Origin of the sequence: Nostoc sp., assembly GCF_036917095.1 — a bacterium.
In the GTDB taxonomy this organism is placed as follows: Bacteria; Cyanobacteriota; Cyanobacteriia; order Cyanobacteriales; family Nostocaceae; genus Nostoc.
This window is the reverse complement of sequence record NZ_JBALFH010000022.1, coordinates 166,340-183,759: the sequence shown is the minus strand read 5'-3', so window position 1 is coordinate 183,759 and position 17,420 is coordinate 166,340. Positions and strand designations below refer to the sequence as shown.

Annotated in this window: 13 protein-coding genes and 2 pseudogenes; 9 read left to right on the top strand and 6 right to left on the bottom strand. The window is 43.8% G+C overall.

Going from position 1 to position 17,420, the window contains the following annotated elements:
• Positions 1-277: 277 nt before the first annotated feature.
• Together V7L01_RS11860 and V7L01_RS11855 are read right to left on the bottom strand one after the other, a co-directional pair.
• Complete coding sequence (locus tag V7L01_RS11860) at positions 278-1,927, bottom strand: RluA family pseudouridine synthase (RefSeq protein ID WP_335034906.1); 1,650 nt, start codon at positions 1,925-1,927, stop codon at positions 278-280.
• Between the two features lie 346 nt (positions 1,928-2,273).
• On the bottom strand, positions 2,274-3,593 hold the full coding sequence (locus V7L01_RS11855) for a hypothetical protein (protein WP_335034904.1): 1,320 nt from the start codon (positions 3,591-3,593) through the stop codon (positions 2,274-2,276).
• 281 nt (positions 3,594-3,874) lie between these two features.
• Here V7L01_RS11855 and V7L01_RS11850 point away from each other — a divergent pair, with 281 nt between their 5' ends.
• From V7L01_RS11850 to aepX, 5 genes are all read left to right on the top strand, one after another.
• A complete protein-coding gene (locus V7L01_RS11850) occupies positions 3,875-4,903 on the top strand; it encodes an AAA family ATPase (RefSeq protein ID WP_335034902.1) in 1,029 nt (342 codons plus the stop codon).
• 11 nt (positions 4,904-4,914) lie between these two features.
• Positions 4,915-5,562, top strand: coding sequence for a nicotinamide riboside transporter PnuC (gene pnuC / locus V7L01_RS11845; RefSeq protein ID WP_335034900.1), 648 nt, complete (start codon positions 4,915-4,917; stop codon positions 5,560-5,562).
• Positions 5,563-5,631: 69 nt separating this feature from the next.
• A complete protein-coding gene (locus V7L01_RS11840; RefSeq protein ID WP_335034898.1) occupies positions 5,632-6,345 on the top strand; it encodes a 2OG-Fe(II) oxygenase in 714 nt (237 codons plus the stop codon).
• 135 nt (positions 6,346-6,480) lie between these two features.
• On the top strand, positions 6,481-7,236 hold the full coding sequence (locus V7L01_RS11835) for a phosphocholine cytidylyltransferase family protein (protein WP_335034896.1): 756 nt from the start codon (positions 6,481-6,483) through the stop codon (positions 7,234-7,236).
• Between the two features lie 145 nt (positions 7,237-7,381).
• A complete protein-coding gene (gene aepX, locus V7L01_RS11830; RefSeq protein ID WP_335034894.1) occupies positions 7,382-9,037 on the top strand; it encodes a phosphoenolpyruvate mutase in 1,656 nt (551 codons plus the stop codon).
• 117 nt (positions 9,038-9,154) lie between these two features.
• On the opposite strand, the gene V7L01_RS35445 is transcribed toward aepX, so the two are convergent.
• The 3 genes and pseudogenes from V7L01_RS35445 to V7L01_RS11820 form a co-directional block, all read right to left on the bottom strand.
• Positions 9,155-9,223, bottom strand: a complete 69-nt coding sequence (locus V7L01_RS35445) for a hypothetical protein (protein WP_442936964.1) — start codon at positions 9,221-9,223, stop codon at positions 9,155-9,157.
• A 44-nt stretch (positions 9,224-9,267) separates the two neighbouring features.
• A pseudogene (locus V7L01_RS11825) lies at positions 9,268-9,480 on the bottom strand (transposase); the annotation flags it as partial.
• 279 nt (positions 9,481-9,759) lie between these two features.
• A pseudogene (locus V7L01_RS11820) lies at positions 9,760-9,939 on the bottom strand (hypothetical protein); the annotation flags it as partial.
• Between the two features lie 257 nt (positions 9,940-10,196).
• On the opposite strand from V7L01_RS11820, the gene V7L01_RS11815 reads away from it, so the two are divergent.
• On the top strand, positions 10,197-13,142 hold the full coding sequence (locus V7L01_RS11815) for a beta strand repeat-containing protein (RefSeq protein ID WP_335034892.1): 2,946 nt from the start codon (positions 10,197-10,199) through the stop codon (positions 13,140-13,142).
• 350 nt (positions 13,143-13,492) lie between these two features.
• On the opposite strand, the gene V7L01_RS11810 is transcribed toward V7L01_RS11815, so the two are convergent.
• Positions 13,493-13,852 carry a winged helix-turn-helix transcriptional regulator gene (locus V7L01_RS11810; RefSeq protein WP_335034890.1) on the bottom strand — a complete coding sequence of 120 codons (360 nt, stop codon included), beginning with the start codon at positions 13,850-13,852 and terminating at the stop codon, positions 13,493-13,495.
• A gap of 120 nt (positions 13,853-13,972) precedes the next feature.
• On the opposite strand from V7L01_RS11810, the gene aepY reads away from it, so the two are divergent.
• The 3 genes from aepY (at position 13,973) to V7L01_RS11795 (ending at position 17,016) form a co-directional block, all read left to right on the top strand.
• Positions 13,973-15,151: a phosphonopyruvate decarboxylase gene (gene aepY / locus V7L01_RS11805; RefSeq protein ID WP_335034888.1), complete on the top strand. Its 1,179-nt coding sequence runs from the start codon at positions 13,973-13,975 to the stop codon at positions 15,149-15,151.
• Positions 15,152-15,228: 77 nt separating this feature from the next.
• The gene (locus V7L01_RS11800; protein ID WP_335034887.1) at positions 15,229-16,314 is read left to right on the top strand and encodes a 2-aminoethylphosphonate aminotransferase; all 1,086 of its coding nucleotides are present in this window, start codon (positions 15,229-15,231) and stop codon (positions 16,312-16,314) included.
• Positions 16,315-16,539: 225 nt separating this feature from the next.
• Positions 16,540-17,016 (top strand): hypothetical protein, encoded by a 477-nt coding sequence (locus V7L01_RS11795; RefSeq protein ID WP_335034886.1) that lies wholly within the window; start codon positions 16,540-16,542, stop codon positions 17,014-17,016.
• The last annotated feature ends 404 nt before the right edge of the window (positions 17,017-17,420 follow it).

Below are 17,420 nucleotides of genomic sequence, written 5' to 3'. Positions count from 1 at the left end.
TTTATGGTTTCAAAAGTATCGTTAATTTTTTCTTGAAATTATCTATATTGCTATATAAACCAGTATCATGTTCGCATAATTAGTTATGATTTCCACAGTCATTGCACCCCACACGCCAGATGCTCCACTTGGGGAGACCCCAAGACCGCACTGGCTCCCCTTAATCCCCTCCCCGCTCTTCGGGAGGGGAGACGAAGCGTAGCTTTGGCGGGGTGGGGTTCTTCGGGTTTAATAAGTAATCAAGCGAACATGATATTACTCGTTATTTTAATATTGGTCAAAAGGGCGTAATTGCTTGTAAATGCAGAGTTCTTTCTAACTGCGGATGCTCGAAGCGAAGTTCCCTAGCGTGCAAATGTAACCTACTAGTAACTGCACAGCATCCATAAAGGCGATCGCCTAAAATAGTTATCCCAAGTCCTCGCGCATCAGCCGCATGAACTCTTAATTGATGAGTGCGTCCTGTTAGCGGCGTAAATTCTACGCGGGTGTAGTCTCCTTCTCTCGCCATTACCTGGAAGTGTGTCAAGCTGGGTTTACCGTGCTGCCAATCAACTTTTTGATTAGGGCGATTTTCAGGATCTCCCCACAATGGTAGGTCAATCACACCACGCTCAACTGTGACAGCACCGGCAAGTATGGCTTCATAAACCTTGTGAACTTGGCGTTGCTGAAACTGCTGGCTGAGTTGCCGATGGGTTTGACGATCGCGTGTCAACAACAAAATCCCAGAAGTTTCTCGATCTAGGCGATGCACAGATGCAAGCGCCATCCCATCCGGTAACAGATGACGTAACCGGCTCAAGACACTATCTTGGCGATCGCGATAACGACCAGGCACCGAAAGTAGCCCAGCAGGTTTATTTACAGCAATCAGCCATTCGTCTTCATAAATAATGGGTACGATTCCCCTTTCCCTAGCTGGGGGGTTAAGACTTAACCCTGAGAGCAAAAACCCCATTAATGGCTGACATCGCTCGGCACATGCTCCATAAAATTCTCCCTGGATTTTGTCTTGATTTACGGAAGACGCACCCCACCAAAATTCTGCCATTGCCAGTGGTTTGAGATTATGTGTTGCCGCATAATGGAGCAGTTTTGGGGCACAACAGTCTCCTGTGCCAGTGGGCAAGCCTCCTGGCATCAATTGCTGTAACGATCGCGATCGCCCAGAAAAATTAGTCAGGCTATAGGTAGCGTGCATCTGAGCTTGTAATTGACGGGACAGTGCTTTACGCTGTTGTTTGAGTTCGCTAATTCGCGCATCCGTTGCTGCAATTAACTCCTGGAGGGGCTGTAATACTTCATTTTGCTGGCGTTTAAGTTGTCGTCGCTCAATTCCCTGCTGACGACTTTCTTCGTCGAGTTGTTCAAGGGCAATAGTGAGTGCTTCTGGAGTGAGTGTATTGCAGATTTGCTGGCGTTTAAGTTGTCGTTGATGTTTGCAATGGCGATGGCGATCGCTCATTGCTTGTAACTGCTGCTGAAACTCATCAAACAGGGTTTGGTACTGCTGGCGTTCAGTCAGTTGCTTCAAGGTAATAATTTCCTGCTTAATCGCATCCAACTGTGCCAAAGTGCGGGCTTCTTCAAAAGCAACTTCGTCTCTTCCTGGAATTGGTGGTACCCAACCCTCAACAAAACTGCAACTATTCAAAAGACCGGAGAAGGCTTTGAGTACCCGTTGTTCGCCATTAGAAAGTTCAACCAATAGTATTCCATACATCTTGCCTTCACGAGAATAACAGTCATTGTTGGCAAGCTGTTGCATTAGTCCGTGAGCGATCGCTTCGGCCATTGCGGTGCGCGGTAATTTCAGGCGATCGCCACTTTGGAGACAACGGCCTTCATACCAATAGCTACAAGATGAGTCGCTGACAGCAAAATCGCAGTCGATGAAATCTGAAAGTGCGTGGTGAACTACCATACAAAGTATGATTGCAAATCTAGTCGATCTTAATATCTGAAATTATTGCCTAATAATTCATAATTCATAATTCATAATTAAAGACACTGTACACAAACCCACACGCCGATCAAAAATTTAGTGGTATTTCAAGCGTGGAGAGTACTGACTATCACCGATAGTGCTGCGGTAGTGAGTCCGCGAACGTGCTGTAATTATAAATTATGAATTATTTTGACTCTCTAGGATTTAGGGAACTCCAAAAAATAAATTATCCAATTTTTGGAATCAAAACCACTTTCTTCCCCCTGCTCTCTGCCCCCTGCCCCCCGCCCTAAAAGCGATAGGACATTTTTTTAGAAGCCCCTTAGCCACCAGGAATCGATGAATCGCTCTCCGGTGGATTGTCTTGTTCTAGTGGAAGCGGTTGTTCAGATAAGTTATCTTCTTCGGATGTAGGTTCCGGATCTTTTATCATACCGTGCTGCTCTTGCCCTCTAAGTCCAAGATATGTTGCAGCACTGATTCCTTGTAGTGTAAGAAGTGTTTCATCAAATTGCGGCATTGCTAGATTTTTAACGACCTCCCAAACAAAGAATAGTCCGAGCGCAACTGTCCAAATAAATGTTTGGAACCGATGAAAGTTGACTCCATTAATATCCGATAATATATCGGAGAAAAAACCTTCAGAAACGCGTTGACTACCTTTTCTGTGTTTCTCATTACCCTGCCCATCAATTAACGAAGTACCAAACGCAGTTACAGAATTAATCCCTAACAATATTAGTGATTGTTGCGTTAAAATATTGGTATAATCTCCTGTTATGCCGTAGATAATCAGGTAAGAACCAAAAATTATAAATGTCCAAAAAGCCAGTTGAGATATCGATAAACTGAACGGGTTTCTATTCAATTTTTTCCTACCAAGAAAAAATTGAGCAATTCGGCTTCGACGATATTCGTTTTCAAGATCGGCCTTTTGTGGGATCAACAGTTCCTGACCACCGATCACCTCTTTTTTAGAGTAAACCCCTTCTATTCCAGCGCTACGAAGGGTGTTTCTGCAATACCTAATGAACATTAATACAACGGCCAGAACTAGAATCAGAGACAGCCAAAATCGCCATGATAACAGAACTATTTGAAATTTAGGAGGTGATAGAGGATTGCTCACTGGAATCGCAACTTTCCTGGGACAGCCTACCCCCGCGATCGCGTTAATACTGTATCTATTTGCTTGGCCAAGAAGCGTACTCCATGCAGCTTGAGATGAGTCGGTACGTTCAAGTCGAAAGGCTAACCAATCCTCATCAATTTTCGTTTGATCTTTAGCCGCAACCATGACGATGACTGGTTCTCCGTGGACATCCTCTAGTTCATAGCCATCCAGGTACAACACTAATTGTCGAGGATCGAACGGATTTTGAGCCGTTGCATTTCTAGTCGCTTTTGATAATCCTTCAACTCTCACCCTGATGCGATCGCCCATTGTAACTTGGTTACGACCATTGTCGGCAATGACTTGTTCAGTTCTGAGATTAGCAGGCACTGAACAAACCTGAGACGATGGAAAATTTACAGAAGGGCCATTTGAACTATCTTGAGCAATTACTGGAAAGTTGATAGAAACAATCAACAGAAAAACCAACACAAAAATACCAGTAAATCTTTTAGCATTTCTATACATCGTTCGGTATTCCACCAACATTGATTAGTATGTCGGTAGTGTAACCATACTTGAGCCATTACGTATATTAAAAAATTTGTCTGAAAAACAATACCTCCGCTAAAAAGGAGGATGAAGAGAAAGAGGCGTTGCCTACGGCGGGCTACGCCTGCGCCTTTGCCTTTATTGTCTGATTGCAAGGTAGCAGTCATGTAGCAGGAAAAGGTATCTATTATTGCTAGTATCTAAGCAATACCTTTGGGTTAAAGGGGAAAGGTATAAAACTAAGGAAAATAAAAATTATGGCTGGCAAAAACGGACTCACGCTAGGCAAATACGCACCTCTCCACAAAGGGCATCAATTAGTAATTGAAACTGCCTTAGCAGAGATGGATGAAGTATTGGTGATGATTTATGATTGTCCAGAGGTGACTGCGATTCCTTTAACAGTTCGAGCTAATTGGCTGCGGAAAATTTATCCAAAAATTCAGGTGATTGAAGCGCGGGATGGCCCAACAGAGGTTGGTGATACTCCTGAGATTAAGAAAAAGCACGAAGATTACATCCTTAAACAATTAGAATCAAAAAAAATTACTCACTTTTACTGTAGTGAATTTTACGGGGAACACGTAAGTCAAGCACTGGGAGCAGTTAATCGGCTCGTAGATTGCGATCGCAAAACTTTTCCTATTTCTGGAACGCAAGTAAGAAGAGACGCTTACGCATTTCGGGAGTATTTACATCCTGATGTGTACCGCGATCTCATTACCAACGTTGTTTTTCTGGGCGCTCCTTCAACTGGTAAAACCACCATTGCATCACAATTAGCTAAAGAGTATAACACCGTATGGATGCCGGAGTATGGGCGCGAGTATTGGGAAAAACATCAAATTAACAGACGACTTTCGCTCTCCCAACTTGTGGAGATTGCCAAAGGGCATTTAGAACGTGAAGAAGCATTATTATTGCAAGCAAACCAGTACTTATTTACAGATACTAATGCATTGACAACCTATCAATTCTCGTTGTACTACCACAAAACTGTTGCCCCAGAGTTAATAGAACTAGCCCATCAAGCTATCTCGCGCTATGATTTAGTATTTATTTGTGATACAGATATTCCCTACGATGATACCTGGGATCGCTCTGGAGAGGTAAATCGCAGCATATTTCAAAAACAGATTGAGAACGATTTAATTATTAGAAAAATTCCTTTTTTTCGCTTGTCTGGCAAGCTAAACACACGCATTAATATTGTTAAAAATGTATTGTCTTGCTACCAGAAGTATGGCAACCTGGGAAAGTTATTTCTCCCTAAAATTGTTTTTTAAAGTACATTAAAATGATTGATTTTTGGAGCGTAAATACTATCGCCTTCAATCTTATGGGATATCCCATGAGCTACATAGAATTATTGGGAACGGTCTTTTATCTATGGTCAGTGTGGCTAATTTCTAAGAGGAAAATTTTGACATGGCCTGTTGGGATAGTAAGTGTGTTGCTATACATGGCGCTTTTCTATCAAATCCATTTGTATTCGGACATGTTAGAACAAGTATACTACTTAATTGTTAGTGTGTATGGCTGGTGGCGATGGAGTACACCCGATCCTGAGACTGGTAAGGTTTTGAAAGTTCGATATAGTCCACCGCGTAAAATTGTTTTGATTGCGGCAATCACAATAGCAGTTTCATTCGCAACGGGAGCTTTGATGAGTCAAATTCACCTTTTACTCCCTGTAATTTTTCTAGAGAAAGCTTCTTTTCCTTACTTAGATGCACTCACAACAATCATGAGTTTTACTGCTATGTGGCTGATGACGCAAAAAAGGATTGAAAGTTGGTATTACTGGATAGTCGTCGATGTTATTGGCATTGGATTGTACTACGTTAAAGAAGTCAAATTTATTGCTTTCCTTTATGTAATTCTGTTGGTTATAGCAATTAACGGCTCAATATCCTGGCTCAAAATAGCTAAAATGCAAGATTGAGAACCCGTGTATAATTTTAACAGAATGCTATGTTTACTTTTGCAGTCCTCTATTAATATCAAATTATCAATGGAGCTTCAAACTGAAATTTATAAAGCTATAGCAGCCGTTGATTACCAAAAACTTCAAGCTGAGTTTCAAGCTCAAAATGAATTGTTGGTGGTGGAGAACTTTCTCCCTAACTCCATCATCGAGCAGTTCTTGGCGCTGTTGCCATCTTTGCAACCTGCTATAAACCGCAACTATATTCCCAATCATAAAAAGGGCGGTAGTATTAGCCGCTATAGCTTAGACAGGCTTGCTCCGATTTTTGGAGAGTTTTATCAACTTAATGCCTTTTTTGAGTTCCTTAACAAAATTACGGCAGAAAAACTCCTTCCCTGTCCGGAAGCCGATCCCCATACTTACGCGTTGTACTATTACACTGAGCCTGGAGATCATATCCAGTATCATTACGATACTTCTTACTATCGCGGCAAACGTTATACAGTGTTGCTTGGTTTGGTTGATGACTCCTTCAGTAAGCTGGAATATCAACTCTACAAGGATATTCCCGAACGGGAGACTCAAATAAAATTGCTCTCCCTAACCCCTGGGACTCTAGTGTTATTCAATGGTGACAAACTTTACCATAGAGTTACACCTTTGGGTAAAAATGAACAGCGTATTGTCTTGACTTTGGAATACGTCACCGACACCCGTATGGGTATGTTAAAACGTTTTGTCTCGAATATGAAAGATGCGATCGCTTATTTTGGTTTTCGCCAAGTGTTTCGCAGTTGAACCGATACAGAGTTAATGTTTCTTCCATGTTAAGAATTAATTAACAAATATTGTCTTGAGCAAAAAACAGTCATTATAAAATTCTGGGAAAATTTATAGATTTCCTGGTGTTATAGCTTTGTTGGTGACTTGACGATGAAGGCAATTATATTAGCTGCTGGCGTTGGAAAACGCTTAGGTAAAGATGGGCAAATTCAACCCAAATGCTTACTGAAATTTAACGGCAAATCTCTATTAGAGCGCCATTTGAACTATCTCCGTCATTACCAGATTGACGAAGTAGTAATTGCTGTGGGTTACCAAGCACAAAAAATTCAAGAGGAAATCAAAGCGCTGGAAGCAGAAAATTGGGTTACTACAGTTTATAATCCTGACTACACTAAAGGTAGTGTTATTAGCCTTTGGACTTTACGTCAGCATTTAGTTGGTGGCGATGATATATTATTAATGGATGCAGATGTGTTGTGCGATCGCCACATCATCGAACGACTGGTAAAGACAAATATCTCCAACAGCTTTTTACTAGATCGGGATTTTGAACCGGGAGATGAACCCGTGAAGCTTTGTGTTAGAGATAGTTATCTAGTGGAGTTTCGCAAACAAGTAGCTCTTGGTTTAACTTATGATTTGATTGGCGAGTCTGTGGGATTCTTTCGTTTTGGAAGTGCTGTTGCTCAACGTCTTGCTACTCGCACAGAACAGTATGTTGCAGACGGACTGGATAATGAACCTTATGAAGAAGTAATTCGGGATCTGCTATTAGAAACTCCAGAAACATTTGGTTATGAAGACATCACTGGATTACCTTGGCTCGAAATCGATTTTCCCCAGGATATTCAACGTGCCCAAAATGAGATTTTACCTCAGATAGAAGTTGCAGAAAATATCTGAAGGTTTCGGTTTGGATGCATTACATGACCTCTCTCCTAAAAGGAGAAAGGCTTTGAGGCTTACTCCCATTCCCTTACTCTTAAGGAGTTGGGGGGTTAGGTCTGTGAGAACCGCTATATTATATAGGTTGAGAAAAGCAGAATAAATGCATCAAATATTTGCACCCATTGACACCGCTGCAAAATTAAATAAATGTGCCCAATTGCGGGTATTACTAGAATCACCTCAACTCGACTTCATCATGGAAGCTCACAATGGGATTAGCGCCCGCATTGTGGAAGAGGCTGGATTTAAAGGAATTTGGGCGAGTGGATTAGCCCTTTCGGCTCAATATGGCGTTCGAGATAATAATGAAGCCAGCTGGACTCAAGTTGTAGAAATGCTGGAGTTCATGTCTGATGTCACCAGCATTCCCATTTTGTTAGATGGGGATACTGGTTATGGCAACTTTAATAATATGCGTCGCCTGGTGAAGAAGTTAGAACAGCGAGGTATTGCTGGAGTCTGTATTGAAGATAAGCTTTTTCCCAAAACCAATAGTTTCATCAACGGTAGTCGCCAAGCTTTGGCTGATATTGATGAATTCTGCGGCAAAATTAAGGCAGGTAAGGATAGTCAGACAGATCCAGATTTTTGCATCGTCGCCCGACTCGAAGCTTTGATAGCCGGGTGGGATATCTCAGAGGCAATGCGCCGAGCTGAAGCTTACCACGCAGCCGGAGCAACCGCCATCCTGATTCACAGTAAATCATCGCGTCCTGACCAAGTGCTAGCCTTTGCCAAAGAATGGGCCGGTCGTTCCCCGTTAGTGATTATACCGACTAAATATTACAGCACGCCTACCGATGTTTTTCGCAAAGCTGAAGTTAATTTGGTCATCTGGGCAAACCATCTGATTCGAGCTGCTGTTGCTAGTATGCAAGCGATCGCTCGCGAAGTCAAAGCCAGCGAAACTTTAATCAACATTGAAGATGATATCGCGCCTGTGAAGGAAATTTTCCGGCTACAGGGTGCGGATGAACTCATAGAAGCTGAAAAACGCTACTTTAGCAACGGACGCCAGCACACCCAAGCGATCGTTTTGGCTGCTAGCAGAGGACAAGAATTAGCAGGGTTGACGGAAGATAAACCAAAAGTGATGTTACCCCTTGGAGGTAAACCACTGCTCAGGTTGTTGGTGGATAAATTCAAAAAACTTGCCATCAACGATATTACCGTTGTTGCAGGTTACAAAGCAGAAACTATAGATGTTGTGGGGACTAAAATCATCCGCAACCCAGATTATGAAACAACAGGAGAATTAGCCTCCTTAGCCTGCGCTCAAACCAGTTTCGGCGATGAGATGCTGGTACTTTACGGTGATTTACTATTTAGAAGCTACATCCTGCGTGATTTATTAGAATGTCCCGGAGAAATTGTCGCTGTGGTTGATTCTGTGGCCAACAACAAGTCTGTTAGTGGTTCGCCTGACTACGCCTATTGCTCAATTCCAGATGACCTTTCTTTGTTTGGACAGGATGTCAACCTGTTGAACATTTCTAAAACCACACAAACGCAATTAGGGAAATCTAGCGGGCGTTGGATTGGGATGCTGCGTTTGCGGAGTCAAGGTAGACAGTGGCTAAGTGAAGCACTCAATGAGTTGCAAAAGCGACCGGAATTCAACAGTTTAGGTTTGCCAGAATTATGCAATTATTTAATCGAGCAAGGAAAACCGATCAAGGTGCTTTATATTCGCGGTAACTGGTTAGATGTTAATTCTTTAGACGATCTTGACCTTGCTTTTCAATTGAAGCAATAGAGAGTGGGGATTAGGGAGTTCTAAGAGGATGCTTGGAAAGTTTTAAAGCATACTAAAAAACTCTGCTTCAAAGCCTCTTGCTCTTTCAGAGGGAGGCTTTGAAATGTAAGAAAAATTCTAAGGCTTAAAACTCAAAATTTGTTGGACGATCGCCACACCTGATAGTGCTTGAAAAGCAAACAACAAGAAAACTATCAGATTGATGATGGCGTGAGTTTTCCGTACCCATTTCCCCAAAATTGTTTGGCATCACGAAAATTAAATTCAATTTGGAAACGCAATTTGTAATAGTCAACGATCTTCTCATCTGACAAAGTTAGGTCGCTATAAAATAGAATTATGTGACTCCGTGCATTAGTTTTCAGATTGGTTTTAACCAAAATAACTACATTCAGCGGTTGGGCAAACTCTTTGTGCAGTAAAGTAGCTTGATAAGTATGAGTCATAGAGTTTGCTTATAACATGATGCGGCCGCTCTGGGGGAGCGGGGGAGCAGGGGTGCAGAGGAGAATTCTTGTATATAACCAATTTGATATCTTTGAGACGAACAAGTAAAATCGGCAGAAACAGTGGAATAGAATCAGGTCAGCAATCGCTTTCAGCAAATAGCTACCTTGTATCATTGGAGACAACAATGAGAAATCCTTCAGAAGTACACAGTTAATTTTCATACTTGGGAATAATGCTTACTTTACCTGAGTTTCAGGCTTAACTGAGTCGTATTGGCTTATATCCAAGCTAATAGCTAATATCGGCAACAGTAGTCCAACAACTGTCAACCCCAAAATGGGGCCATAGAAGCTTCCCAACAATAAACCAAGGGCGCTCCAGGTGGTATAAAGCAATCCCATAGTTACCAACTCTGGCACACTCAGAGTTAGCAGTAACACCAACAAGCGATCGCATCAGCGTAATCCGCTTGGAACACCAAACTTCCACAACAGAACATTAAGCTAATCGTCATTTATTTTTCCAGAATGATTCGCTTGTAGTAAGCGGCTCCAGCCCCTACCTTCATGCAACTTAAATGCCGAGTAGCTTAAACTTCAAGTTTGGAATACCAAATTCCGAGTTCAGGATAGGAAACTTCGAGTTCCAAACACTAAACTTGGAGTTCCAAACATCAAAATTTTAGTTTTCAAAACAAAAGGACGAACTCATGGCAAATTCAGTTTTCAACTTGTCTAACCTCAACGGCACGTCGGGCTTTGCCATCAACGGTATCAATCCAGATGACCGTTCAGGCAACTCTATTAGCAGTGCCGGAGACATCAACGGCGACGGCATTGACGACCTGATTATCGGGGCAGATGGTGCCGACCCCAACGGCGACAATTCAGGGCAAAGCTACGTGGTGTTTGGCAGCAAGAAAAGTTTTGCTGCCCAATTCTACCTCTCCACCCTCAACGGCACGTCGGGCTTTGCCATCAACGGCATCAATCCAAATGACTTCTCAGGCAACTCTATTAGCAGTGCCGGAGACATCAACGGCGACGGCATTGACGACCTGATTATCGGGGCAAATGGTGCCTCCCCCAATGGCGACTCTTCAGGGCAAAGCTACGTGGTGTTTGGCAGCAAGAAAAGTTTTGCTGCCCAATTCAACCTCTCCACCCTCAACGGCACGTCGGGCTTTGCAATCAACGGCATCAATGAATATGACTCCTTAGGCATCTCTGTTAGCAGTGCCGGAGACATCAACGGCGACGGTGTTGACGACCTGATTATCGGGGCACCCTTTTCCTCTCCCAACGGCACCTCTTCAGGGCAAAGCTACGTGGTGTTTGGCAGCAAAACCCCCTTTGCTGCCCAACTCAACCTCTCCACCCTCAACGGCACGTCGGGCTTTGCCATCAACGGCATCAATCCAGATGACCATTCAGGCAACTCTGTTAGCAGTGCCGGAGACATCAACGGCGACGGTGTTGACGACCTGATTATTGGGGCACCAAATGCTAGCCCCAACGGCATCTCTTCAGGGCAAAGCTACGTGGTGTTTGGCAGCAAGAAAAGTTTTGCTGCCCAACTCAACCTCTCCACCCTTAACGGCACGTCGGGCTTCACCATCAACGGCATCAATCCAGATGACCGTTCAGGCAACTCTGTTAGCAGTGCCGGAGACATCAACGGCGACGGTGTTGACGACCTGATTATCGCAGCACCAAATGCCAGTCCCAACGGCACCTCTTCAGGGCAAAGCTACGTAGTGTTTGGCAGCAAAACCCCCTTTGCTGCCCAATTCAACCTCTCCACCCTTAACGGCAATAACGGCTTCGTCATCAACGGCTTCAATAAAGGTGACGGCTTATTCAACAACTCTGTTAGCAGTGCTGGAGACATCAACGGCGACGGTATTGATGACCTAATTATCGCGGCACCAAATGCCAGTCCCAACGGCACCAATTCAGGGCAAAGCTACGTGGTGTTTGGCAGCAAGGAGGGTTTTGCTGCCCAACTCAACCTCTCCACCTTCAACGGCACAAATGGCTTTGCCATCAACGGTATCAATTCAGATGACCGTTCGGGCTACTCTCTTGGCAGTGCTGGAGATATCAACGGCGACGGTATTGACGACCTGATTATCGGGACACCAAATGCCAGTTCCAACGGCACCAATTCAGGGCAAACCTATGTGGTGTTTGGCAACCGCGCCCCCGTTCTCGACCTCAACGGCAACTCACAGGGTATTGATTTTAGCACCACCTTTAGCGGCACTCCCGTCTCCATTATCGATAGCAACTTCACCTTGGGCGACAACGGCACTACCCTAGCTGGTGCCACCATCACCATTACCAATCTCTTGAATGGCACAGCCGAAAGTCTTAATGCCACTGCCATCGGCAACATCACCGCTGCCTACAACCCCAGCACAGGCACTCTCACCCTTAGTGGCACGGATACCATTGCCAATTATCGACAAGTCCTGAGCAGCGTTACCTACAACAGTACAGCTACCACTGTTAACACCACAATTGAGTTTGTCGTCGATGACGGACAAGATGTGAGTAACACCAGTGCAGTCGCAACCACCACTTTGGGTTTTGTCCAGAAATCGATCGCAGGCACAAGTAGCGCAGATATCCTCATCGGCACACCCAACAACAACATCATCGAGGGCAAAGCTGGTAACGACAAGCTCACTGGTAATGGTGGTCGAGACAAATTCATCTTCTCAAGAGGCGATGGCATTGACACCATAACCGACTTTGGCGGCGTAGGTATTGATTCAAATCCATCAGCGGCGGTAATTGCTGAAGTTGATACCTTGGATTTTACTAGATTCGGATTGACTGCTAAAAATCTGCTATTAAATCAAAATGGCAACAATCTAGAAGTCACTTTTGAAAATACAAGCAATACCAAAATCATTCTAGAAAACTTCCTGTTAGAAAACTTGAATAATTTACCAGTATCTGATAGCAGTCCAGCTATTGGCAATATCCTGTTTGATAACCAGAGGGGCATCGTTGACAGTTTTGATGTCTTTGATGCCAACTCCACTCAAACTGACTTATTTAACCCGAACAGCGTTACATTTCTCAATGACCTTAACAATAACATTACGGGTTTTAACAACTCTGGCGATGTGATTAATGGTCAGGGAGGTGATGACATCATCAACGGCAATAGTGGCAATGATTTGCTGCGGGGTGGAACTGGTAATGATACCCTCATCGGTGGTGCTGGCGATGATACTCTGGTTGGCGGTGCTGGCAATGACGTACTCACAGGTGGTGAGGGTGTTGACAAATTCCTTTACAATACTGATGCTGTTTTTAACAGCGCTGATGTTGGTCTAGATAGTATTAGTGGGTTCTACGGTGTATTTTTTGCAGCCACTGCACAAAGTGACAAGATTGTACTGGATAAGGCTACCTTTAATACAATTACTTCTGTTCCGGGAATAGGTTTTAGTAACGAGAATGATTTTGAAATCACTTCTTCTGCGGGGACTAGCACGGCGAAAATTGTCTACGATCCTGTGAGTGGGCAGTTGTTCTACAACGAAAATGGCAGCACGGCTGGTTTCGGCAACGGTGGTCTATTTGTGACTCTAACTGGTGCGCCAATTCTCAAGGCATCTGATTTTATTATCCAAGCGTAGTCAGGTTAAGCGCATCTCAAACCCATTTACACAGTAGTTTTGGGGTTCACCCAAAGCACGAATAAGTTCAAAATTACTATACTGAGCCAAGGGGTAGAATTGACATTTTAGGCTTCATGTGATTAAAAAACATAAAAAACTATTTCAACTATGTTTTTTAATCTTTATTAGCACTCTAAAATCATCAACTGCTAGGGTTTGTGGGGTGTTCCCCTGCATCCCCTGCTCCCCCTGCCTGCCTCAACGGATAAATTTCTTAACTGAACTGTATTGTGTCTTAGTCACCTCGGTAGATGCATTCTCCGTATTTACTTATCTTTACATACTTTGGTTTTTTCACGCCAACTTACTTAAAGAGCCATATTCCGATCGAATTTCTCCTGCGCCAGAGTGATTTGGGGATAGTTTGTCTGCACCCATACTACAAGCGCCTTAACTGGTTCTAGCAGCGTTTGTCCCAGGGTTGTTAGCTCATAATAAACGCTGGGCGGTACGGTTGGCTCAACAGTCCGTGTGATTAACCCATTACGTTCCAACTCGCGTAATGTACGGGTAAGCATCCGCTGAGAAATGCCATCAATGCGTCGGCGTAACTCATTGAAGCGCAGTGACCCATCACTGAGTATAACAACAATCAATACACTCCATTTATCACCTACAAAGCTCAACACTTCACGCGAATCTGGCCAGTTAAAATGATGCCACCTCACGTTATTCTAAGGTTGAGGTTTCGAGTTTTAAGGTCGAAGTAATAATCTTTTTTCTCAATTCTCCAGTACGCGATTAATCGCGTCTCTCCCTATCTCAAAAATTACTGTAGATTTTTAATTATGATTCAGGCAGAGGAATTTGTAGAAGCTGCGCGTAATCTGGGCTTTGGGTGGTACACTGGCGTACCCTGTTCTTTTCTCACGCCTTTTATTAACTACGTCATCAATGACGTTCAACTTAGATATATCTCCGCAGCCAATGAGGGAGATGCTGTAGCGATCGCAGCTGGAGCAGCAATTGCTGGAAAACCAGCCGTGGTGATGATGCAAAATTCTGGTTTGGGGAATGCAGTTAACCCGCTAACCTCCCTCACTTATATCTTTCGGATTCCACTGCTGCTGATTTGTACCCTGCGAGGCGATCGCCTATTGCAAGATGAACCGCAACATCAATTAATGGGGCAAATCACAGATAAATTGCTGCAAACAATGACTATACCTTGGGAATTTTTTCCCACAGACGTAGCAGAAATAGAACCCGTTCTGCAAAGAGCCACAGCCTATATGCAGCAAGAACGCTGTCCTTATGCTCTAATTATGCGTAAAGGAGCGATCGCCCCCCATGCACTTACCCGTTCTTCTATCCCCGAACGAGAAAATAGTAATAGCGCTCATATTCAGCAAAGCTTTTTTCGGGATAACAAAGAACAACGCATTTCTCGCAGCGAAGCATTAGCTCGGATTGTGGAACTCATCGATCCCGAAAACACTGTAGTAATTGCCACCACTGGATACACGGGACGCGAACTCTTTGCTAGTAAAGACAGCGCTAATCATCTTTATATGGTCGGCTCGATGGGCTGCGCTTCCTCAATGGGATTGGGACTATCCTTAGCACGTCCAGACCTCAAGGTAGTAGTAATTGATGGCGATGGCGCAGCATTAATGCGGATGGGTAATTTTGCGACTATTGGCACTTATGGTGGTGCCAACTTGACCCATATTCTTTTAGATAATGAAGTCCACGATTCTACAGGCGCACAAGCCACCGTTTCTGCGGGTATCTCCTTTGCCAAAATTGCCGAAGCCTGCGGTTATGGGGTTACATTAGCCGGAGACGATCCAGCCCTTTTAGATGCCTTATTTACCGCAGATGCTAACACTAGACCGAAATTCGCTCATTTAAAAATCCGTCCCGGAACTTTAGAAAAGCTACCCAGACCCAACCTCACCCCAGAAGCAGTTTTGCAACGCTTCATGAAACATATTGGTTCTGACCTTGTAATTCCTAATTCGTAGTTAATAAATTCAAGGTACAAACTCTTCATTTATTAATGACAAATGACCAATGACCAATGACTAATGACCAATGACCAATGACAAATGACAAAATGATTTTACTAAATCCCGGCCCCGTAAATTTGAGCGATCGCGTCAGAAATGCCCTGTTGCGTCCCGATTTGTGTCACCGTGAAGTGGAATTTTCTCAACTTCAAAGCAGAATCCGCGAACAGCTACTTCAAGTTTATGGTCTTGGAAGCGACTGGGCAGCAGTTCTCCTTACTGGTTCTGGTACCGCAGCGATGGAAGCGATGATTAGCAGTTTAGTACCCACAAACGGGAAATTGCTGGTAATTGAAAACGGTGTATATGGCGAACGACTATCCAAAATCGCCAAAATCCACGGCATTAATTACATCGCACTTTCCCATCCTTGGGATGGCGAAATAGATATCAAAGCTTTAGTCAAACTTCTGGATGAAAACGCCGACATCACCCACCTTGCGATCGTCCATCATGAAACTACTACCGGTCGCCTAAATAATTTAGCGGAACTTGCGCCAATTTGTCAGGAACGCAGCATCAAATTACTAGTAGATGGAGTCAGCAGTTTTGGTGCTGAAGAACTAAATTTTGAAGCGTGGGGAATCACCGCTTGCGCTGCGACAGCCAATAAATGTCTGCATGGCGTCCCCGGAACGTCCTTTGTCATCCTGCAACGGGATGCACTGCCGTCAGTAGATACCATCCCCCGCACCTTATATTTAGATTTAGGAACCTATTGCCAGCAACAGGATCGAGGTGGCACACCTTTTACGCAATCAATACAAACATTTTATGCCTTAACAGAAGCTTTGCAAGAAATGGTAGAAGCAGGGGGTTGGCGTGCCAGACATAGCCGTTATAACCAACTTGCCAGCTTAGTCAGAGATGGGTTAGCCTCAATCGGAATTAAACCCCTACTTCCTCTTGGTAGTTCATCGGTTGTTCTGAATGCCTACTACTTGCCAAATGGTTTCAGCTATGAGGAATTTCACGACCAACTGAAAGCACAAAACTATATCATTTATTCTGGACAGGGAAATTTAGCTCAATCTATCTTCCGAGTCTCGACAATGGGAGCCATTACCCAAGCTGACATGGAACGCTTTGTTGGCGTTGTTAAGGAAATTATTCGGTAAACTGACTTGAAGCGTAAGTTTTACCCCTCCCTAACCCTCCCCTTTCCAAGGGGAGGGAACTAGATTTTCTGGTTTCCCCCCTTTCCAAGGGGGGATTAAGGGGGGTAATTCGATTTGTATGTACACCAGAGAGGTTAATTTCCCTACTCCCCCTTCCTTAAATACTGTGCGATCGCATTTACCAGTGGGAATCATAACAAACAGATTCACCACGGTAAATAACCAATGGCATACCAAAACATTACCGCCTCCCTTTCCCCAGCAGATATCCAAGAAATTAAAGCAGCCTTTGCGACTATCCAAGCAAAGATGCCTTTTCTCGTTACCCTGAGTGTGGAAGAACGACGCAAGTTATTTAAAATGGGCGATAAAAGCCTAGCTTTCGTCAATACCAGCCTGACTGCGGCCCAGTCTAACCGAGAAATTCTCCCAGCCAGCTTTGATGTAGATGAATTTGTGCGGGATTATCAATTAGCAATCACACTTACTGAGCTTTTGATTGGATTGCGACAACTGACAGAACAAGTAGATGATACCTTAATGGCAGTTGGCAGCGAAGCAATGGGCAGCAGTTTGACAGTTTACGATTACGTCAAGACTGCTGCTAAGAAAACTCCAGGGTTAAAAAGTCTTGCCGAACAGTTAGGCGATCGTTTTAAAGCTATTAGAAGTAAACCTGCTAAAACTAACTCTGGTTCATAGACTGAAAATCTTGCCAAAGATACCGGAAGAGTCAAAGGGGAAAAGTTAAAGCGAGATTTAATTCCTTTTCTTTTCCTCTTTTGATTTTGTCAACTGGTGAATGAGTCTTTAATACTCGTGGACGAGTCTTTGATACTCGTGAGCGAGTTTTTAATACTCGCGCGAGAGTCTTTGATACTCGTGGACGAGTCTTTGATACTCGTGGACGAGTCTTTTATACTCGTGAGCGAGTCTTTTATACTCGTGAGCGAGTCTTTGATACTCGTGGACGAGTCTTTTATACTCGTGAGCGAGTCTTTAATACTCGTGCGAGAGTCTTTGATACTCGTGGACGAGTCTTTTATACTTGTGAATGCAGATCGCCTACCACTTGTTGCTACCAAATTGCATTCTCAATCAGGAAT